The sequence below is a fragment of the Rhodopseudomonas sp. AAP120 genome (assembly GCF_001295845.1).
Taxonomy (GTDB): Bacteria; Pseudomonadota; Alphaproteobacteria; order Rhizobiales; family Xanthobacteraceae; genus Rhodopseudomonas.
Window position 1 is genome coordinate 19,793 of record NZ_LJIC01000154.1, and the last position, 20,868, is coordinate 40,660.

General features: G+C 67.1%; 16 protein-coding genes and 1 riboswitch. Of the genes, 5 read left to right on the forward strand and 11 right to left on the reverse strand.

From position 1 onward, the window contains the following. Positions 1–10: 10 nt before the first annotated feature. Together IP86_RS22200 and IP86_RS22205 are read right to left on the reverse strand one after the other, a co-directional pair. Positions 11–1,456 carry an MATE family efflux transporter gene (locus IP86_RS22200; protein WP_054164607.1) on the reverse strand — a complete coding sequence of 482 codons (1,446 nt, stop codon included), beginning with the start codon at positions 1,454–1,456 and terminating at the stop codon, positions 11–13. A 113-nt stretch (positions 1,457–1,569) separates the two neighbouring features. Further along, the gene (locus tag IP86_RS22205; RefSeq protein ID WP_054164608.1) at positions 1,570–2,610 is read right to left on the reverse strand and encodes a hypothetical protein; all 1,041 of its coding nucleotides are present in this window, start codon (positions 2,608–2,610) and stop codon (positions 1,570–1,572) included. A 145-nt stretch (positions 2,611–2,755) separates the two neighbouring features. Here IP86_RS22205 and IP86_RS22210 point away from each other — a divergent pair, with 145 nt between their 5' ends. Beyond that, on the forward strand, positions 2,756–4,096 hold the full coding sequence (locus IP86_RS22210) for a PQQ-dependent sugar dehydrogenase (protein ID WP_082364196.1): 1,341 nt from the start codon (positions 2,756–2,758) through the stop codon (positions 4,094–4,096). Between the two features lie 130 nt (positions 4,097–4,226). Here IP86_RS22210 and IP86_RS22215 read toward each other — a convergent pair whose 3' ends face one another. Next, positions 4,227–5,333 (reverse strand): 2'-deoxycytidine 5'-triphosphate deaminase, encoded by a 1,107-nt coding sequence (locus IP86_RS22215; protein ID WP_054164620.1) that lies wholly within the window; start codon positions 5,331–5,333, stop codon positions 4,227–4,229. 103 nt (positions 5,334–5,436) lie between these two features. After that, a riboswitch (SAM riboswitch) is annotated at positions 5,437–5,516 on the forward strand. A 75-nt stretch (positions 5,517–5,591) separates the two neighbouring features. Between IP86_RS22215 and IP86_RS22220 the strand changes: the two genes are divergently transcribed. The 3 genes from IP86_RS22220 (at position 5,592) to IP86_RS22230 (ending at position 9,100) form a co-directional block, all read left to right on the forward strand. Next, positions 5,592–6,818: an O-succinylhomoserine sulfhydrylase gene (locus IP86_RS22220; RefSeq protein ID WP_054164621.1), complete on the forward strand. Its 1,227-nt coding sequence runs from the start codon at positions 5,592–5,594 to the stop codon at positions 6,816–6,818. 371 nt (positions 6,819–7,189) lie between these two features. Then, a complete protein-coding gene (locus IP86_RS22225; RefSeq protein WP_054164610.1) occupies positions 7,190–7,837 on the forward strand; it encodes a L,D-transpeptidase in 648 nt (215 codons plus the stop codon). Between the two features lie 177 nt (positions 7,838–8,014). Beyond that, on the forward strand, positions 8,015–9,100 hold the full coding sequence (locus IP86_RS22230; protein WP_082364198.1) for a glycosyltransferase: 1,086 nt from the start codon (positions 8,015–8,017) through the stop codon (positions 9,098–9,100). A gap of 74 nt (positions 9,101–9,174) precedes the next feature. On the opposite strand, the gene IP86_RS22235 is transcribed toward IP86_RS22230, so the two are convergent. From IP86_RS22235 to IP86_RS22255, 5 genes are all read right to left on the reverse strand, one after another. Further along, positions 9,175–11,919, reverse strand: a complete 2,745-nt coding sequence (locus IP86_RS22235; RefSeq protein ID WP_082364200.1) for an autotransporter domain-containing protein — start codon at positions 11,917–11,919, stop codon at positions 9,175–9,177. 192 nt (positions 11,920–12,111) lie between these two features. After that, positions 12,112–13,110 carry an AraC family transcriptional regulator gene (locus IP86_RS29170; protein WP_197279957.1) on the reverse strand — a complete coding sequence of 333 codons (999 nt, stop codon included), beginning with the start codon at positions 13,108–13,110 and terminating at the stop codon, positions 12,112–12,114. Between the two features lie 260 nt (positions 13,111–13,370). Further along, the gene (locus IP86_RS22245; protein WP_245290713.1) at positions 13,371–14,267 is read right to left on the reverse strand and encodes an SGNH/GDSL hydrolase family protein; all 897 of its coding nucleotides are present in this window, start codon (positions 14,265–14,267) and stop codon (positions 13,371–13,373) included. A 52-nt stretch (positions 14,268–14,319) separates the two neighbouring features. Next, a complete protein-coding gene (locus IP86_RS22250) occupies positions 14,320–15,102 on the reverse strand; it encodes an SGNH/GDSL hydrolase family protein (protein WP_054164613.1) in 783 nt (260 codons plus the stop codon). Positions 15,103–15,131: 29 nt separating this feature from the next. Continuing rightward, on the reverse strand, positions 15,132–16,400 hold the full coding sequence (locus IP86_RS22255; protein WP_054164614.1) for an OpgC domain-containing protein: 1,269 nt from the start codon (positions 16,398–16,400) through the stop codon (positions 15,132–15,134). 308 nt (positions 16,401–16,708) lie between these two features. On the opposite strand from IP86_RS22255, the gene apaG reads away from it, so the two are divergent. Beyond that, the gene (gene apaG, locus IP86_RS22260; RefSeq protein WP_054164615.1) at positions 16,709–17,101 is read left to right on the forward strand and encodes a Co2+/Mg2+ efflux facilitator ApaG/CorD; all 393 of its coding nucleotides are present in this window, start codon (positions 16,709–16,711) and stop codon (positions 17,099–17,101) included. 207 nt (positions 17,102–17,308) lie between these two features. On the opposite strand, the gene IP86_RS22265 is transcribed toward apaG, so the two are convergent. The 3 genes from IP86_RS22265 to IP86_RS22275 form a co-directional block, all read right to left on the reverse strand. Further along, entirely contained in the window at positions 17,309–18,358 is a 1,050-nt protein-coding gene (locus IP86_RS22265; protein WP_054164616.1) for an Hsp33 family molecular chaperone, read from the reverse strand. A gap of 258 nt (positions 18,359–18,616) precedes the next feature. Continuing rightward, the gene (gene argF / locus IP86_RS22270; RefSeq protein ID WP_054164617.1) at positions 18,617–19,555 is read right to left on the reverse strand and encodes an ornithine carbamoyltransferase; all 939 of its coding nucleotides are present in this window, start codon (positions 19,553–19,555) and stop codon (positions 18,617–18,619) included. Continuing rightward, positions 19,555–20,766 carry an aspartate aminotransferase family protein gene (locus tag IP86_RS22275; RefSeq protein ID WP_054164618.1) on the reverse strand — a complete coding sequence of 404 codons (1,212 nt, stop codon included), beginning with the start codon at positions 20,764–20,766 and terminating at the stop codon, positions 19,555–19,557. The genes argF and IP86_RS22275 overlap by 1 nt, the downstream gene beginning before the upstream one ends. Positions 20,767–20,868: the final 102 nt, after the last annotated feature.

Consider the following 20,868-nt stretch of genomic DNA (forward strand, 5'->3'; position numbering starts at 1 on the left):
GCAACAGCCCTCAGTCGACCATCGGCGGCGTGATCACCGCCACCTTCTTCGGCTCCCAGCGCGTCACCAGCACGCTGAGGGCGCAGCCGAGGCCGAGCAGCACCATCGAGGCGGCGGCCAGCGCGAAGAAATTGCCGGCGGTGCCGTGGCTGGCCATCAGCAGCCAACCGCCGATCACCACGAAGACCAGCCGCGCGGTCTGCGCCAGCACCGGGCCCAGCACCTTGGCGGCGCCCTGCGCCGAAAAGTACAGCGAGATCGACAGGCCGATGAAGGCATAGAACGGCGCCGCCACCTGCAGATAGCGCTCGCCGGCGAGCTTGACGCCTGGATCGCTAGAGAACAGATCGACCCACAGATGCGGGAACACCGCGATGGCGCAGCCGAATACGCCCACCGACAGGAACGACACCAGCGCCGCCGTCCAGGCGATCCGCCGCGCCCGCGCGATCCGGCCGGCGCCGATCGCCATGCCGATCATCGGCACCGAGGCGATGCCGACCGCGAACGCGACCGAGGTCAGCATGAACTCCAGCCGTGCGCCGATGCCGTAGCCGGCCAGCACCGCGGTGCCGAAATGCGCCAGCATGTGGGTGAAGATGGTGATGGTCAGCACCGACTGCAGCGGCGTGAAGCACGCCACCGCGCCGACCTTGAGGATGTCGAAGAACATGCCGCGCTCGATCCGCAACCCGCTGAAGCTCGGCTGCACCCGGGCGCGCCCGGAGAAAATGTACCAGGCCATCACCGCAACGCTGGTCGAGAACGCCGTCAGCGTGCCGGCGGCGACGCCCGGCATGCCGAAGCTCGGGATCGGGCCGAGCCCGAGGCCGAGCGTCCCGCCGAGCACGATCTGCAGCACCGCCGAATTCAGGATCATCAGCGACGGCAGCTTCATGTTGCCTGTGCCGCGCAGGATCGCCGCCAGCGTGTTCATCAGCCACGGCACCACCGCGCCGGCGAAGAAGATGTGGACGTAGCCGATCGCCTGCGCCAGCACGTTGCCGCGGCCGCCGAGCAGTTCCAGCGCCCGCGCGCCGAACATCAGCATGCCGACCGTGAACACGGCGCCGAAGCCCAGCCCGATCAGCAGCGCGTGCATCGCCAGCAGCGCGGCGCGGTCCGGATCGCCGGAGCCGAGCGCGCGGGCGATCGCCGAGGCGACGCCGCCGCCCATCGCGCCGCCCGACATCGTCATGGTCAGGATCACGAACGGGAACACCAGCGCCATCGCGGCCAGCGCCTCGGTGCCGAGCCGGCCGATATAGGAGGTCTCGGCCACCACCACGCAGGTGCCGGCGGTCAGCGCCAACACGTTGGGCCAGGCCAGCCGCAGCAGCGTCGGCAGGATGGCGTCGTCGAGCAGCGGATTGTGCGGAGGCGGCGGCTCGGCGCCGGGCCGCAGCAGCGGCTCGGCCGCGACGGGCGGCAGTTCGGCGACGGCGACGTCGGACATGTTTCCTCCGGGGCCCGGTCTGACCGCCGTGCCTCGGCTCGTTCCTAGCATCGATCCGCCGCAAAGCGAGCGCGCCGGACGCATAGGTGAAGGCCGGGAAGATCAGGGCGCGATCAGCGCACCGACCACAGCAGCGACGCCGGACCGTCCGGCTGCGACAGCCCGACCGCGATCCGCCGCCCGCAGGCCGCCGCCAGCCCCTCGACCAGCCCCTCCAGCATCCGGACGCAGACCGGGTGCGCATCGGCGACGCCGTCCATCAGCTTCCAGCCGCTCTGCCGCAGTTCGAAGCCGCCGCCTGCGCGTTGCAGATCGACGGCGTCGTCCTGCGCCGCAAGCAGCGCCTGCAGCAGCCGCGCGAAGCCGGCGGCATCGCGGCCGGTCTCGCCGAGGCCGGGTGCGAGATCGTCATACGACTGCATGCCAATCAGCTTGCCGGTGAGATGCAGCAGATAGGACGCGTCGACCGGGCCGAACAGCTGCACGGCGACCGGCGCGGCGGTGCGGACATATTCCATCGCGTAGTTACGATAGGCCTTCTCCAGCCGCGGCCGCGGCCAGCTCTCGACCGGCAGCGCCGGCGCCTGCGCGGCATCGAACAGCGGCGCCTCGAGATGCCGCGCGAACACCACGCGCTGGTCGAGTTCGAGCGGATGATCGTAATCGTAGTAATAGCCTTCAAGGCCGTCCTGACCGTCGACGCTCTGCTTGGTGCAGACGAAACCGAGGCTGGGATGGCCGAGCGCCACGCCGTTGTTGCCGTGCCAGCCGCGCAGCATCGCCTTCGAGACCTCGCTTGGCACGCCGCAGATCGCGGTGCCGCGCCAGATCCAGCGCGGCGGCGGATAGCGGATCCACGCCTTGCGGTCGCTCTCGTGCATGTACTCGACGTGGACGCCGCCGATCCAGTTCGACAGATAGTGATACTGCGCGGCCGCGACGGCCGGCGGCAGATGCGCGATCCCGAGCTTGGCGAGGCCGGCGACGAACCGCTCCTGTTGCTGGCGGCGAAACACTCTGAACACGAATTCGGCGGCGCCCGGCGTGCCGCGGCGGCTCACCAGCGTCAGCACCAGCCCGGTGAAGCAGGCGTGGTACAGATCGGCCACGCTGCGCCAGCGGCGCCACTGCGCCTCGCGTTCGGCATCGGACATTTCGTCTCCCGTTCCCGCGGCGTTGATTGTCATTTTGTCGCTGCGTCACTGCAGCAAGCCGCCTCACAGACTTTTCATGGCTTCTAAACGAACGCAACCCGGCCTGCGCGATTGGCGTTGCGTGATTGCCGAGTGGAGAGACGTGATGCACCGACCGACGATCAGCCGCCTTGCTTTGTGTGTCGCCGTGGCGCTGCCGCTGGCTGCCTGCGGCGACCAGAGCCAGATCGCCAAGGGCGAGGATTACGGCCCGTCGCCGAAACTGCCGGAGCCGAAGAACCAGTTGCTGCCGACCGTCAACATCGCCCCCGCGACCCGTTTTCCGGAGGGCGGCAAGCCGAAGCCCGCCGAGGGCATGGCGGTCACCGCCTTCGCGCAGGGGCTCGACCATCCGCGCACGCTGCACGTGCTGCCGAACGGCGACGTGCTGGTCGCCGAGACCAACGCGCCGGAGCGGCCCGAGCAGGGCAAGAGCATCAAGCGCATCGTCGCCGAATACGTGATGGGCCGCGCCGGCGCGCGGACGCCGAGCGCCAACCGCATCACGCTGCTGCGCGACGCCGATGGCGACGGCGTTGCGGAAGTCCGCACCACCTTCCTCGACGGCCTCAACTCGCCGTTCGGCATGGCGCTGGTCGGCAACGATTTCTACGTCGCCAACACCGACGGCATCATGCGCTTCACCTACAATCAGGGCGATACGCGGATCACCACGCCAGGCACCAAGCTGGCCGATCTGCCGGCCGGGCCGCTCAATCATCACTGGACCAAGGATCTGATCGCCAGCCCCGACGGCAGCAAGCTGTATGCGACCTCCGGCTCCAACAGCAATGTCGGCGAGCACGGCATGGATCAGGAGGTCGATCGCGCCGCGGTGATCGAGGTCGACCGCCAGAGCGGCGCGACGCGGCTGTTCGCGACGGGCCTGCGCAATCCGAACGGGCCGGCCTGGGAGCCGCAGACCGGCAAGCTGTGGGTGGTGGTCAACGAGCGCGACGAAATCGGCAGCGACCTCGTGCCGGACTACATGACGTCGGTGCAGGACGGCGGCTTCTATGGCTGGCCCTACAGTTACTTCGGCCAGAATGTCGACGAGCGGATCAAGCCGCCGCGGCCCGATCTGGTGGCCAAGGCGATCAAGCCGGACTACGCGCTCGGCAACCACACCGCCTCGCTCGGCCTCGCCTTCAACACCGGCGACCTGTTCCCGGCCGAGATGAAGGGCGGCGCCTTCATCGGTCAGCACGGCTCGTGGAATCGCAAGCCGCATTCCGGCTACAAGGTGATCTACGTGCCGTTCAAGGACGGCCAGCCCTCCGGCCCGCCGCGCGACATCCTCACCGGCTTCCTCAACGACAAGGAAGAAGCCATGGGCCGCCCGGTCGGCGTCGCGATCGACCAGCGCGGCGGCCTGCTGGTCGCCGACGACGTCGCCAATTCGGTGTGGCGCGTGACGCCGGCGGGACGGGAGCAGGCGGCGCGGTAGGACGGAGTTTGCAGGGTCGGCAAAGCGGAGCGTGCCCCACCATTACGACGCAGGATCGAATTCTAAGCGATCCGCGTGGGCACGGAGCTACGGCCCTTGCCACCCTACGAATGCCTTCGCCGCGAACTAACTACACCTTGAAATGCTTGCTCAGCTTCAGGCTTTGGCCCTGATAGTTCGAGCCGATGCGCTGGCCGTAGAGCGAGGCCGGACGTGAGAGCATCTTTTCGTAGATCAGGCGGCCGACGATCTGGCCGTGTTCGAGGATGAACGGCACTTCGCGCGAGCGGACTTCCAGCACCGCGCGCGAGCCGAGGCCGCCGGCGCCCTCGTAGCCGAAGCCGGGATCGAAGAAGCCGGCGTAGTGCACGCGGAATTCGCCGACCAAGGGATCGAACGGCACCATCTCGGCGGCGTAGTCCGGCGGCACCTGCACCGCTTCCTTCGAGGCCAGGATGTAGAACTCGCCGGGGTCGAGGATCAGCGTGCCATCGGGCCGCGCCGCGATCGGCTCCCAGAATTCGCCGACCGCATAGCCGCCGCGGCGGTCGATATCGACCACGCCGGTGTGGCGCTTGGCCCGGTAGCCGACGAAGCCGTTGGAATTGACGCCCGACAGATCGACGCTGACCGCGACGCCGCCATTGAGGTCGGCATCGTCGGCATCGACCAGCCGCTCGGCGTCGTGCAGCGCGTCGAGCTCGTCGGCGTCGAGCGCGGCGCGGCCGACGCTGAAGCGGACCTGCGACAGCCGCGAGCCCTCGCGCAGCAGCACCGGAAAAGTCTTCGGGCTGATCTCGGCGTAAAGCGGGCCGTGATAGCCGGCGCCGATCATGTCGAAGCGGCGGGTGCCGTCGGCGATCACGCGGGTGAAGACGTCGAGCCGGCCGGTCGAGCTTTTCGGATTGGCGGCAGCCACGATGCTCTTCGGCAGCGCCAGGCTTTCCAGCAGCGGCACGATGTAGACGCAATTGGTCTCCAGCACCGCGCCGTCCGACAGATCGATCTCGTGCAGCTTCAGCTCGTCGATCCGCTCGGCGACGGTGCAGTCCGGTCCCGGCAGGAAGCTGGCGCGGACCCGGTAGGCGATCGGGCCGAGCCGCAGATCGAGGCTGGCCGGCTGGATCTGGCTCTCGACGAACGGATATTCCGGCAGGATCAGCCCGGCCTCCGCCATCGCCGCGATCATGCGGTCGGGCAGGATTCCTGCGGCATCGGGCGGCAACGCAAACGGCACGGCGATCCTCACGGCGGGACGGGCCGCCAGACGCGGAAAATACTGGATTTCACCGGTTATCCGAAGGCTGCCTTGACGGGAAGTGTGCGGAGGATTATGAGCCGACTTATCCCGTGGTGATTTGAGCCGGCCGGCTTGCAGCCACGTTAAACAAGTCGCTAAACAGGCCGGGGACAGTGCGCTCCCGGCCCGAGGGTTGATCCCCAGGCCGGTTTTTTTGTGCCCGCGCCGCCCGGCGTGGTCACGAAGGGAGACCACATGTCCGACACCACCACCCCGGCTGCGAAGCCTTCGATTGCCATTCCCGATACCGCGCATTTCCGCCGCGAGACCCGCCTGGTGCATTCCGGCAGCCTGCGCTCGCAATATGGCGAGACCTCCGAGGCGCTGTTTCTGACCCAGGGCTTCGTCTACGACAGCGCCGAGCAGTGCGAGGCGCGGTTCACCGGCGACGACGCCGGCTTCCAATATTCGCGCTTCTCCAACCCGACCGTGTTCAGCTTCGAGCAGCGCATGGCCGAGTTCGAGGGCGCCGAAGCGGCGCGCTCGACCGCCACCGGCATGGCGGCCGTCACCGCCGCGATGCTGGCGCCGCTGCGCGCCGGCGATCACGTGGTCGCCTCCAAGGCGATGTTCGGCTCCTGCCGCTACGTCGTCGAGGACCTGCTGCCGCGCTACGGCATCGACTCGACGCTGGTCGACGGGCTCGATCTCGACCAGTGGCAGAAGGCGGTGCGTCCCAACACCAAGACGTTCTTCCTCGAGAGCCCGACCAATCCGACGCTCGACGTGCTCGATATCGGCGCGATCGCCGAGATCGCGCACGCCGCCGGCGCGCGGCTCGTCGTCGACAACGTGTTCGCGACGCCGATCTGGCAGAGCCCGCTCGAACTCGGCGCCGACGTGGTGGTGTACTCCGCCACCAAGCACATCGACGGCCAGGGCCGCTGTCTCGGCGGCGTGGTGCTGTCGTCCCAGGCGTTCATCGAAGAACACATCCAGATGTATCTGCGCCAGACCGGCCCGTCGCTGTCGCCGTTCAATGCCTGGGTGCTGCTCAAGGGCCTCGAGACGCTCGCCGTCCGCGTCCGTCAGCAGACCGAGAACGCCGCCGCGATCGCCGAGGCGCTGGCCGGGCATCCCAAGGTGCCGCGGCTGGTGTATCCGGGCCGCGCCGATCATCCGCAGGCCGCGACGGTGAAGAAGCAGATGGGCGCCGGCTCGACGCTGGTCGGCTTCGAGGTCAAGGGCGGCAAGGCCGAGGCGTTCCGCTTCCTCAACGCGCTGGAGCTGATCAAGATCAGCAACAATCTCGGCGACGCCAAGAGCCTCGTCACGCATCCGGCGACCACCACGCATCAGCGGCTCAAGCCGGAGGCCCGCGCCGAGCTTGGTATCAGCGAAGGCTTCATCCGGCTGTCGGCCGGGCTGGAGCACAAGGACGATCTGGTCGACGACCTGATCGCCGCGCTGGAGAAGGTGTGAGCTCAAGAGGCACGCCGACCAGGCCGAAAAGACGGCCGCAGGGACCCTGCAGTTCCGCTCTTACTTCCGTCATGCCCGCGCTCGTCGCTGGCATGACGCGGGGCGAGATCATCGATCAATGCGATGGCTGACTACGCGGCGCCCCCGCGCAATTAGTTGCGACACCACCACACCCGGAACTCGCGGGCGTCGACATGCCGCAGTTGCGAAGCGTCGCGCGGACGGCCGGTGATGCTATCACCTGTCTGCTGCCTCGGTGACGACGCAGCGATGCGTCCGACGAGGTTGCGGCCGCGCCAACGCCGGTCCAGAGATAGGGGCGCGGCCGAAGCGAAGCCGTCAAAGCGAAATCAGCGAATTCGATTGTCCCAATGAAATTTCCCGCCCTGCTTGTCCTCGCTGCCGCCGCGCTCGCGCTCGGCGGCTGTGTCACCGATTCCCAGTCGCCGATCGGCGTCTCGCCGTCGCTGGTGAGCCCGGCGGTCGCGGCGCGCTATGCGGCGATCGACACCGAGAAGTTCCCGATCGACGGCATCGATGCCGGTGACCTCAACCCGGCCTATGTCCGGCAAGTGGTGGACTACACCGGCGGCGAACCGCCCGGCACGGTGGTGGTCGAGCCGCGCAAGCGCTTCCTCTATCTGGTGCTCGACGGCGGCAAGGCGCTTCGTTACGGCGTCGGCGTCGGCAAAGCGGGGCTCGCCTTCACCGGCACCGCGCAGGTCGGCCGCAAGGCCGAATGGCCGAACTGGACGCCGACCTCGAACATGATCGCGCGCGAGCCGGAGCGCTACGGCAAATGGGCGAGCGGCATGGCGGGCGGCGCCAACAATCCGCTCGGCCCGCGGGCGCTATATCTGTATCGCAACGGCAAGGACACGATGTTCCGCATCCACGGCACCACCGAGCCGTGGACGATCGGCGAAGCGGTGTCGTCCGGCTGCATCCGGCTGCTCAATCAGGACGTCGTCGATCTCTACGAGCGGGTGCCGACCGGCGCCAGGGTCGTGGTGCGCTGAGCAATATGCTCGGCGCAGTCCGGGCTTACGACGTCGCCGCTGCGTCATCGCAGCCAAGCTGTCTCGCTGTTTGAACCGCGAAGGGGCTGCGGTCCGGGGCGCAGGAGAGCTTCACTTTCTCCCCGAACGCTTTATTGGTGACGGTCAAGCCCGCGGGCGCTCACGACACGTCCGGACATGCAGCGTCCTTCAGGGCCGTCCTGGCCGATCTATTACTTCGATATCGTCCACGACTATCCCGGGATGGGAGGCGTGGTCGAATTCTCGCGGATTCTGTTTCGCCAGCTCGCGGCGCATTACCAGCAGCGGCTGGTTTCCGTCCGCGCGTTCACGGCCGCTCTGGGCTGCGCGCATGACGACATGCTGTATCTGGACCGCGAGCGCAAAGTCGCCGAGATCCTGGCCGGAATCGAGCCGAACGCGGTGTTCTTCTTCCCGAATTTTCAGTCGCCGGTCGCCAGACAGCCGAACACCGCCGGCCCGGCGATCATCAATGTGATCCACGACCTGCAGTTCGCCTTTCTGCCGGACCTGTTTCCACCGGAACGACGCAGCTGGCTGCACCAGACCTTCGCGGTGACGAAGCGCAACGCGGACCGGATCGTGTTCATCAGCCGGAGCACGAAGCAGGACTTCATCGACCTGTTCGGCAAGCCGCGGCGTTGCAGCGTGATCTACAATCCGATCGAGGCACATCCGGTCGCCGATCTTTCCGACGCTGCGGACAACGAAGCCCCGTTCCTGCTGGCGTCCTTCCATCACCATCCGCACAAGAATTTTCCCGCGCTGCTGGAATTGTTCGCAGCGCTGCTCGCGCTCAGGCCGGGCTTGAGGCTGGTGGTGACCGGGCATGGACAGGAGCGGCTTGCAGAGAATCTGGCGACGCTGCCGGACGCGGTCAGATCCGCCATCCGGCATCTCGGCTACGTCTCACGCGGCGAACTCGACGCGCTGTATCGCCGTGCTGATGCGTTCATTACGGTGTCGCGCTTCGAGGGTTTCAACATGTCTGCGGCCGAGGCGGCATGTCATGGCACGCCGCTGATCCTCTCGGATCTGCCGGTGCATCGCGAACTATTTGGCCCCAATGCCTGCTTGGTCGATCTGACGGATTCGTCCGCCAGATCCGCCGAGAGAGTTGCGGTCTATCTTGAAAGCCGCCCGCGCCGGACCAGCTGGCGGTTTCGCAGCCAATGCGAGCCGTCCAGCGTCCGGGAGGCGTACGTTCGCGTCATCGACTCCTGCAGACCGGCGGCGCGCTGACCGCCCGCCGCCGCAACCGTAAATCAGCTTTGATTGAGTCCGCGTGAGCGGACTCAATCAAAGCGAGGCAGCACTCACCATTGATAACGGACGACACCCTTGCCGGCATAGGATCGGGTGACGTCCGAGAATTCTCCCTCGAAGATCGCCGCTACCGAGAAGCCGCTGTGCCACTTGATTTCGGCGGAAGCGGAGGTCAACGCCGCGTCACGAGCCTGCTGCGCGCCGTTGACGATGAAGGACGCGCCCGGCACCGACTGGAAGGTCGCCGCCAGACTGCGATCGGTGTTGAACTCGTGCGCCCAGGCGAGGCGGCTGCGCAACGTCAGGATCGAATCGGCCAGCAGGTAGGCTTTGTCGGTGCGAACACCGAGTTCGCTGCGCGTGGACGTGACGTCCTTGCCGGCGTAGTTCAGCGCGAACACGCCCGGACCCGAGATCACCTGCTCGCTATACGCCGGCAGATCGAACACCGTGACCTGAACGCCCGCGTAAGGCGTCGCGCCCACGCCCATCCAGGGCGTGACGTAGCGCGTCCCGGCTTCGAGCCGGCCGGTGAAGGCATTGACGTTGAACCGGGCCTGCAACTGATCGATCCCGGCGACGTTGCGGGTCGTCGTCACATCCTGCCACGCGTAGCTCATCGCCGCGGCCAGATAGCTCGCGCCGAAGCTGTGCCGCATGAAGCCGCCGAGCTGGAACATGTCGGACCGGCCGCTGCCGCTGTTGGCGACCGAGAAGTTGGTGCCGCCGCCCGACATCGCAAAGCCGGCGACCGTGCTGGGCGAAATCCGATAATCGAGTCCGACCGCCGCGCCGTAGATCCGGCTGGTGGAGGTGTTGGTGCCCGCCGACCCATTCCCGTCGGTGGTCTGCGAGCCGCCAAATCCGGTCGCCCACACCGACCATTGCGGCACTGGCGGAGCGGCCTTCATCGGTACGGCCTTGGCGAACATCGCATAGGCATCGCGCGGATCAGGCTGGCCGGCATACGACATCAAGCCACTGCCGCCAGATGCGCCCGCCTCGCTACGCCCCGCCGCGAACGGATCGATCATCGCTCCCATGAACAGGTTCATCGCATCGAAGGTGGTCTGCTGCGAGCCCGTCGCCGTCTCGCCGGCTGCCTGGGTCAGCCCCGCCGGCGTGAGACTACCCAGCACCACCGGAATCGGACGGCCGGCATTGAAGGCGCCGGTCAACGCGTTGGCGACGTTGAGCTGATTCTGGTTCAGCGGGGTGAACACCGGCCCGGACGGGGTCGGCGTGTAGTTCAGCGCGAGGTCGAGATAGACGTTGTTCGCGCCGTAGCTCAGGCTGGACGTGAAGTTGGCGGGCAGGTTGGTGTTGACCAGCGACGAAAACGTGCCGCTGACCGCTCCGGTCGAATTCAGGATGGTGTACTGCTTGGTCACGTAGCTGCCGGACGCGAACACCGCATTGACGGTCGCGCCGCCCAAGGTCGTGGCGCCGTTGACGGTCACGCGCCCCGATGACGCGGGCGAGACTTCGACCATGTAGGTCGATGCGGCCGTGAAGGTCAGGTTTCCATTGAAAGCGAGCGAGTTCGTGCCGTTGACGGCAGTGAGCGTGCCGCCATTGATCAGCGTCTCGCCGACCCGGCCCGCGCCAGTCAGAACGCCGCCGGCATTCACCGTTGTCAGCGATGCGGACGAAAGATCGCCGTCGACGCGCGCGGTGCCGCCGATCGTCCACGGATTCGTCGACGTCGCGGTCCCGGTGAGCGTCCAGTTGCCGCCGGCAGCCACGCCGTATTTGCCGAAGCCGATATAAGGCGCGGTCGTCCCGAGCGTCGATACGTCGAACGAACCGGCCGTCGCGCCGCCGAGGCGGAACGTATCAGCCGCCGAAAATGCAACGACGTTGCCGAGGACCGTGCCGCCGGACTGCAGTTCGAAGACGTTGGTGCCGCCGGTGAAGGTGACGGCATTGGCCCGCGTCACGCCGTCTCCGCTCAGCCCGCCGGCGATGCTGCCGGTGGATCCGAGGATCACCGTCAGATTGCTGGCGCCGGTGAGGCCGACGCCGCCTGCTCCGTCCACGGCCGGAAAGAAACCGGTGCCTGCGGCACCGCCGTTGCCGCCCGTCACGGAGCCCAGAATGGTCACGTTGTAGGAGGGCGACGCGAGATAGAGACCCGTGCCGCCCGATCCGCCGTTGCCTGGATTGCCGATGGCGTTGCCGCCGGCACCGCCGGCGCCGGCGCTCACATTCGCCGAGAACGTCCCGCTTCCGCCGCCGCTGATCACCGCGCCATAGCCGCCGCCACCACCGCCGCCGCCATAGTAATCGCCGTCACCGCCCGCGCCGCCATTGCCGCCGGTCACCGCCGACGAAGGCGCAAGGCTGCCGACATAGCCATGAGCGCCACCGCCGCCGCCGCCACCGCCGCTCGTGGCGCCGGCTCCCGACGCGCTTGCTCCCGCCGAGCCATCGGCTCCAGCCGTTGCGCCGCCAGCACCGCCCGGGAAGACGCCGCCTCCCATCGAGGTTCCCTGACCGCCGCTGCCGCCGATGGTGCCGGAGCCACCGCCGCCGCCGCCGCCACCACCGCTGCTATTGCTGCCCGCGGTGCCCGCGCCGCTGACGGAGTCGCCGCCACCGGCGATACCAGACCCGCTGGCGCCACCGGCCGCGAAGGCCGGCTCCAGCGCAGACGATGTCGCGATCGCGAAGGCAACAACGCCCGCAAGTCCGCTCAGCGCCGTGGTGCGCTTCAGGCGGGACGTCGAGGAGCGCAGCCGTCCAGCGGCTCCGACGTGTCGCGGACCTGCCCCGGGGCGTTCGTAAACTTGCATTCCCTGCCTCTGCGATTCGCCGAATCCGGCTGCGCGTGAACCTTTCCGGGAAAGGTGCACGGGCCGGACAGGGCGAAAACCGCGCGCACGAAATACGTATTCGGATTGCGAACGGGGCCTTCAACAAAACAGGGGTGTGTTGGATTTGTATCACGCAACCAGCGCGGGCTTACAACCAGTGAGGGAGTTCGCTTACTTGGTTCGCCTGCGTTCCATCGTGACGGACGGCAGTTCGCCGAATCTCCGGCGATATCTCTGGGCGAAATCGCCGAGGTTGCTGAAATAGGCGGAGGCGATGGCCGAGACGCGGGAGCCGGGAGGCGCTCCCTGAATGAGTGCGCGCACCTGTTCCAGCCGCTGATCGTTGACCCATTGCATCGGCGAGCAGCCGAAGCGTTCGCGGAAAGCGTATTGCAGCACGCGCGACGACAGCCCGCTGATCGGCTCCAGATCGCTCAGCGTGAGTTTCTGGTCGAGATTGGCCAGGATGTAATCGCAAACGTCGTCGATCTGATAGCGACGAGGAGGCTTCGGCCGGACCGGATCGCCCAGGAACATCTCCGGCTGCAGCAGCATCACCAGCAGGCGGTGGAGCGCGTCGTCGAGCCCGCTTCGATCGAGCATCTGCGGCGCAGCGCTGCACTGGTCGATCGCGAACAGAAGATGGGTGAACGCGGTGCTGAACCGCACGTTGCCCCAGACGAGCTGTAGCTCGCGCGGCGTGGACAGATCGAGTCGCGCCGGGCCACCCGGATCGCGGTCGAGCATCCGGGCCGCGAGATTTTCGAGCAGATCGGGCAGCACCGGAATCCCCACCGCGGAGCGGCTACTGAAGACGCCGGATGTATCGGCGGCCGGAAGGAAGGCCGCGCAGGCATCCGCCCGCCACGTCAGTTGCCGCTTGTCCTGCGTGATCAGCGCGTCGCCCTTCAGCGGCAGCATCACGATCGAATGGGCGGGGTCGATCGATGTGAATTCGACCGCCGTGCAGGCATTCGCCACGATCGTCGAGGTACCGACCTGCTTGATCAGCGAGACGCTGCGAAATTCCGCATCGCGGGTCGGCAGTCGATAGCTGGTCTTCGACCGGCCGTTCGACAGGCGTTCCGACATCACTTCGATATCCAGATCCTCGACCGCGTTGGCGATGCGAAACGGCAGATGCGGCAGCGGGATTCTGGAACGTGACATCGGCCTCTTGCTTCATGCAAGTTGAGCGCGGGCCTCGATCGAGGCCTTCGCGGAAGTTCCTGCGTCGTCGGCGAACGCGTACGCAGCAACTATCTCGCCGAGGTCAGTCTGTGTTCGATCTTCTGATTAGATCAGCTCGACGAACGATCGCAAGAGCGGCGTCATGCCGCGAAGCGCAACTGAGTCATGATGAATGATAACAGCCGCCAGTTCGCAGCCGGGGATTGCACCGAGCGGCCAGCGCAACAGAGTGCAGGCGATTACATCGGCCGATAGGCGCGCACGTCCGCCGGGACGGTGACGCCGAGCTTGATCTGCCCGACCGAGCGGATGATGTCGTCGCCGAGCAGTTGCGCGAAGCAGGCGTAGCCCCAGTCGTTCATGTGCAGCCCGTCGGCGGTGACGAAGCTGTCGAACGGCAGCGCCTGGCGCTCGTGCCAGTCCTTCATCACCTCGAAGCGCGGGAAGATGCCGACGCGGCGCAGCTCGGCGAGCCGGCCGAGCGCAGCGATCATCTTGCCGGCACTCTCGCCGCGCTCGTTGACGCGCGGCACGTATTGCGGATCGACCAGCACGATGTCGGAGCCGGCGGACTGGATCGCCGAGATGCCCTCCTCGACCAGCTTGCCGGTCTCGGCCGGATCGAGGTTGCGCAGGATCGCGTTGGTGCCGACCTGCCAGATCACCAGGTCCGGCTTGGCGTCGAGCACGGTGCTCTTCAGCCGCGCCATCATCTCGGGCGCGTCCTCGCCGCCCTTGCCACTGTTGATCACCGTGATGTCCGCGGTCGGATATTGCCGGCGCAGGCGCTGTGCGAGACGGTTGGGATAGTTGTAGGCGGGCGAGGTCGAGCCGTAGCCCTGGGTCGAGGACGAGCCGAACGCCACGATGACGACCGGCTCGCCATCGGCCAGCTTGCGCGCCACGTGCGGCAGCGAGCCCATCGACTTGCTGCCGCCCTTCGGCGGCAGGCAGGGCACGCGGGTGAGGATGTCGCCGGCCTGCTTGGCGGCCTGCTTGACCTTGTCGATCGCCTGCCCGGCGAGCCCCTTTTGGGCCGGCGGAGCCGCCGGAGCCGTGTCTTCGGCGCGGGCCGGCGCGGGTTCGGTATGCGCGGTCTGCGCGAAGGCACCGGATATCAGCACGCCGAACGCCATCGCCGCCCAGATGCCCAGGGCGGCGGACTTTGCGCCAACTCGTCTCCTCATCTCAACGCAGCGTCCTCAGCTCCGACGGATTGATATGCGTCGCGTCGAGCACGAACGTCGACAGCGCACGCGCCAGGCACCCGTGAACCCGCATCGCGAGGTCGATTCCCGGCGCCGGGCTGAACAGGTCGAATTCGCCGGTCTCGTTCCAGTGCCGCATCAGGGCGAAGCGGTCGAACAGCGGCACGTCGTGCTCCTGCGCCACCACCCGCATATTGTCCAAATACGGCGTGGGGTTGATCATGGTCTCGGTGCGGGGACTGTATTGCAGATTCATGAGAATAACGTCGGCGCCGGCCTTCTGCGACGCCTCGATGCCCTCGCCGAGCGCGCTGCGGAAGTCGTCCGGGTCGATCGAGCGGATCGCGTCGTAGGTTCCGGTCTGCCAGATCACCAGGGAAGGTTTGCGCTCGGTCACGAGCTGGCTGATCCCGGAAGCGACCTCGGCGGCGGTCCGCTTCATCCGCATTTCCAGGGTGACGTTCACGTTGACGCCAGGCAGCTTGTCGCGCAGCAGCGCCTGCAGCCGCGCCGGATAGCCGGTGTTTTCCGCCGCGCTGATGGTCGAGGAGCGGCTGCCGATCACCAGGATGTCGAGCTTGCGGTCGTTCTTGAGAGAGGCCACCACCCGGTTCAGGGTCAGGTCGGTCGCCAGCATATAGGCCGGGGCTTCGCAGCCGACCGACGCCACCTCCGGCGCCGCCATGGCGGGCCGCACGGACAGCAGCGCCAAGCCCAGGACGCCGGCCAACGCGCCGATCATCGGGCCCGTCAGGACACGCATCTCTCTCCAGCTGGCCATCCTGCCGGCCATCATGCATCGCCTCCCGCGAGGTCGGCGTCGGGGCTCCCCTTGGGGGTTCCGCCCTTGGCCACCTCGTTCTTGTACCACGAAAAAAGCCACGCCGCGGCCGACATGATAACGATACCCGTTAGGCTGACGAAGAAATGCATAACGGGCCCACCCGAGACCTCCGCCAGCACGAAGTAGCCTGCGAAAGCAAGGAAGATGCCGATGCAGAAGATCTCGAGCGAGTGCTGACCGCACAGGATCAACGGCCGCAACCAGGGCGAGTTCAGGCCGCGCCAGTCGCGGTGCAGGAAGCGCACGGTGATGGCCGCCAGCGCCAGGAAATGCGCGAACCGCAGCACGTCGAGGTTCGGCTTGTCGATCGGGTACATCCACTGCTCCAGCCATTTTGGCAGGATGTGGAACAGCTGCGGCATGTGCCAGGTGAGCGTGACGAAGAACGCCGCCAGCAGATAGGCGACCGACACCCACAGGGTGATGGGCGAGGCAAGCACACGCGCAAGTCGCTGCGCTCCGCCCATCGCGCACCAGACGCCGAACACAAACAGCAGCTGCCATGCGTAAGGATTGAACGCCCATACGCCGCTTGGATAGGCAGTGAGATGCAGATCGAACTGCCAGGTCGCGGCATACAGCGCCGTGGCCAGCGCCAATGCGATGTCGGGTGAGCGACGGGTGATCCAGAGGATCGCCGGCAGGAAGAACATCAGCACGATGTACAGCGGCAGCACGTCCATATTGACCGGACGAAACCGCAGCAGCAGCGCCTGGACGATGGTGACGTCGGGCTGCTTCAGGAAATCCAGAATGCCCATTTCCTCGGTGTAGAGCGGGTTCTGGAAACTGGTGGCGACGTAGGAGATCTCGGCCAGGAAGATCGTGAACAGGAACACGTGGGCGACGTAGATCTGCCAGACCCGCTTCATGATCCGCGCCGACGCCACCACGAAGCCTTGGTCGCGCATCGCCCGGCCGTACACGAAGGCCGCGGTGTAGCCGGAGATGAAGATGAATATCTCGGTGGCGTCGGAGAAGCCGTAATTGCGGATGGTCAGCCAGGTCAGCACGTTCGCCGGCAGATGATCGATGAAGATCAGCCACAGCGCCAGGCCGCGGAACAGGTCGAGCCGCAGTTCCCGCTTCGGCACCGTCTTGCGGATCGCCGGCTTCGGTGGAGGAGCCGGCGGCGGCGCGGCGTCCGTCGGCGGGGAAATCTCCGCGAGCGGCGTTGCAGCAACCGGTTCGGCGACGGTGGAGGCGACGGGAGTCATGGGGCTCCGGACGGGCGCAGCATCGCGCCGTGACGCTGATATACCAGCCTGCTTCGGCACAGGCGAGATGTTGCGAAGCGCCGCACCTCACAGCCGAACGGCGACGGCAGCGACCGCAGGACGGCGCGCCCCGCACCATGCCCGGTTTCGTGCAGACCGTCGGTGCGACCCGGCGTCGCCGCGGAACTACGCCGCAACTATGTTGAAACCGCGGCCCGTCGCGCGCCGTAGACTGAAAATCGTTCCGAGCGGCTGGTTTCGAAATGGGAATTTGCGATATGATTGCGACGCAAGCTGGAACAACGTCCATGTACCGCGCCATAACCCGCCAGATCGAGGTGACCGTCGAGCCGAACTACCTGCCGGAACGGTCGTCCGCCGAGAACCGACAGTTCTTCTGGTCCTACACCGTCGTCATCACCAATGCGGGCGACGAGACCGTGCAGCTCCGCACCCGGCATTGGGTGATCACCGACGCCTCCGGCCGCACCCAGGAGGTGCGCGGCGAGGGCGTGGTCGGCGAACAGCCGGTGCTCGCGCCCGGCGAACGCTTCGAATACACCAGCGGCGTCCCCCTCCCCACCGCCTCCGGCTTCATGGCCGGCCGCTACCAGATGGAAAGCGAAACCGGCGAACGGTTCGAAATCGACGTGCCGGCGTTCTCGCTGGACAGCCCGGAGGGCAAGCGGACGTTGAATTGAGGGGGCACACGCGGATGTCTGCGTGCCCCGGACGCTGCGCAGCGCGCCGAAGGCGTGGTGCGCTGGAGATCCGGGGCCCCGGTTGGGATCGACGAAGCAGCTTCGAGATATGTCGTATCGGGCGGAGTCACCGGGGTCCCGGATCTGCGAAGCAGCACTGCGTGCTGCATCGCGTCCGGGACACGGGGGCTGATGGCGAGGAGCGAACTACTCGTTCGGCGCTGCGCCGGTCGCCTCTGAGTTCGTCGCTTCTGCACCCGGCTCCACCCCCGCCTCTTCCGGCGTGAATTCGTAGACCGAAGAGCAGAACTCGCAGGTCACCACGACCTTGCCGTCCTTGACCATGTCGGCGCGATCCTGCGCGGAGAAGCGGGACAGCATGCCGGAGACGGCGGTGCGCGAGCAGGAGCATTGCGCGCGGAGCGGCAGTGACGAGAACACGCGGACGCCGCGCTCGTGGAACAACCGATACAGCAGCCGCTCGCCGGACAGGTCCGGATCGATCAGCTCGATGTCTTCGACGGTGCCGATCAGCGACTGGCCTTCGACCCAGGCGTCGTCTTCCGTGACGGCGTGAACTTCGGCGCCCTCGGGCGCGTCGCCGGGATGCAGATCGGGCTGGCGCGCACGCTCCGGCGCCTTCGGCAGGAATTGCAGCAGCATGCCGCCGGCGCGCCAATGGTGTCGGCCGCCCTCGCCGCCGCGCCATTCCTCGCCGACCGCGAGCCGCACCTTGGTGGGGATCTGCTCGGAGCGCAGGAAGTATTCGTGCGCGGCCTCCTCCAGCCCGCCGCCGTCGAGCGCGACGAGGCCCTGGTAGCGGCTCATGTCGGGGCCCTGGTCGATGGTCATCGCCAGATGGCCCTTGCCGAGCAGCGCGCCGGAACTCAGCCCCGGCTCCAGCCGGCTCTCGTCGAACCGCGCATAGGCACGCAGCCGGTCGGGCGCCTGGAAGTCGACGATCAGCAGCGAGACCGGACCGTCGGTCTGGGTCTGCAGGATGAAGCGGCCATCGAACTTCAGCGCCGAGCCGAGCAGCGTCGCCAGCACGACGGCCTCGCCGAGCAGCTTGCCGACCGGGGTCGGATAGGCGTGCTTCTCGAGCAGCTCGTCGAGCGCAGGGCCGAGCCGCGTCAGCCGCCCGCGCAGATCGAGCGGGCCGACTTCGAACGGCAGCACGCTGTCGTCGATCGGCACGGCCGACGGCGCGCGGATGGGCGTTTCGGGAGTGTGGGGATCGGGGGTCTGTGAGGTCATGGGCGCTTATCTGGGGGCGGGAGGCGGGGATCGAAAGGGCTGCGGGGGTCGAGCGACGTATGGCAGCCCTGTTGTACAACAGCCTTGCAACGCGCCGTTCTTCCTTCTCCCCTTGTGGGAGAAGGTGGCGCGGACGCAGTCCGCGTCGGATGAGGGGTCGAGAACAGCGCAGTGGCCGCCGCCCCCTCATCCGGCTTCGCTGCGCGAAGCCACCCTCTCCCACGAGGGGAGAGGGTTAGAAGAAGGAGCCGCCGGCTGCTACGCCACCGCGCCGAGGCACCAGGCCAGGATGCCCTTCTGCGCGTGGAGGCGGTTTTCGGCTTCGTCGAACACCACCGACTGCGGGCCGTCGATCACCTCGTCGGTGACTTCCTCGCCGCGATGCGCCGGCAGGCAGTGCATGAAGATCGCGTCCTTGTGGGCGAGCGACATCAGCTTGGCGTTGACCTGATACGGCTTGAGCAGGTTGTGGCGATGCTCGCCGTCCTTATCGCCCATCGACACCCAGGTGTCGGTGACGACGCAATCGGCGCCGCGCACCGCCTGTTCCGGATCGGTGCCGATGCTGATCGCCGCGCCGCTCTGTTTGATCCAGTCGCGCAGCGCCTTGTTGGGCGCGAGCTGCGGCGGGGTGGCGATGTTGAGCTTGAAGTCGAAGCGCTGCGCGGCGTGCGCGAACGACGCCAGCACGTTGTTGTCGTCGCCAGTCCAGGCCACGGTCGCGCCCTTGATCGAGCCTCGATGCTCCTCGAACGTCATCACGTCGGCCATCACCTGGCACGGATGCGACTTGCGGGTCAGGCCGTTGATCACCGGCACGGTGGCATTGGCGGCGAGCTCGAGCAGCGCATCGTGATTGAGGATGCGGATCATGATGATATCGACGAAGCGCGACAGTACCCGCGCGGTGTCGGCGATGGTTTCGCCGCGGCCGAGCTGCATCTCCTGGCCCGTCAGCATGATCGACTCGCCGCCGAGCTGGCGCATGCCGACATCGAATGACACCCGGGTGCGGGTCGAGGGCTTGTCGAAGATCATCGCCAGCGTCTTGCCGGCGAGCGGCTTTTCGTCGATCGCGCCCGCCTTGCGCTTGGCCTTCATCGACACCGACGCGGCCAGCATGTTGCGCAGTTCGGAGGTCGGCACTTCGGTGAGATCGAGGAAATGCCGCGGGGCTTTGAGAACGGCGTTGCTCATCACACCGCCTCCCGCTGCGTCGCCTGACCGCTCAGCACCGTGCAGGCCTGCTCCAGCCGCGTCACCGCTTCTTCGATCTCCGCCTCGCTGACGATCAGCGGCGGCAACAGGCGAACGACGTTGTCGCCGGCCCCGACGGTGAGCAGCTTCTGATCGCGGAGCGCAGCGACCAGATCGGGCGACGGCACCACAGCCTTGAGGCCGATCAGCAGGCCCTCGCCGCGGACTTCGCTGAGCACCTGCGGATGGCGATCGACCACGCCGGCGAGTTTCTGTTTCAGCAGCAGCGAGATCTTCTTCACGTGATCGAAGAAGCCGGGCTTCAGCATCACGTCGAGCACGGCGTTGGCCGAGGCCACGGCCAGCGGGTTGCCGCCGAAGGTCGAGCCGTGCGAGCCCGGCGCCATGCCGGACGCGGCCTCGGCGGTCGCCAGGCAGGCGCCGATCGGAAAGCCGCCGCCGAGCGCCTTGGCGAGCGACATCAGGTCGGGTGTGACGCCGATCCGCTTGTAGGCGAACAGCTCGCCGGTGCGGCCCATGCCGGTCTGCACCTCGTCGAAAATCAGCAGCAGGCCGTTGCTATCACACAGCTCGCGGAGCGCGCGGAAGAACGCGATTTCCGGGGAGCGCACGCCGCCCTCGCCCTGCAGCGGCTCGATCAGGATGGCGGCGGTGTGCGGGCCGATCGCCTTCTTGACCGCCTCGATGTCACCGAGCGGGACCTGGTCGAAGCCGCTCAGCGGCTCGCCATAGCCTTCGAGATACTTGGCCGAGCCGGTGGCGGCGAGCGTTCCCAGCGTGCGGCCGTGGAACGCGCCCTCGAAGGTGATGATCCGGGTGCGCTCGGGATTGCCCTTCGCGAAGTGATAGTGCCGCGCCATCTTCAGCGCGCATTCCATCGCCTCGGCGCCCGAATTGGCGAAGAATACCTTGTCGGCGAAGCTTTGTTCGCACAGCCGCGCCGCCAGCCGCTCGCCATCCGGGCTCTTGAACAAATTGGACATGTGCCACAGCTTGGTGGCCTGCTGCTGCAGCGCCTCGACCAGATGCGGATGGCAATGGCCGAGCGAATTGACCGCGACGCCGCTGGTGAAATCGAGGTAGCGCTCGCCGGAGGTCGCGTGCAGCCAGACGCCCTCGCCGCGCTCGAAGGCGACATCCGCCCTGGCGAATACCGGCAGAAGATGGGACGTAGAAGCTGCGCTCGACATGGCCGATCCAATCGGAAAAGCGGGCCGCGGGCCGGCCGCCTTGCGATGCGGTCGCGGACCAACGTACCCCGAAAACGAAACGTGCCGCCTTTCCAGGCGGCA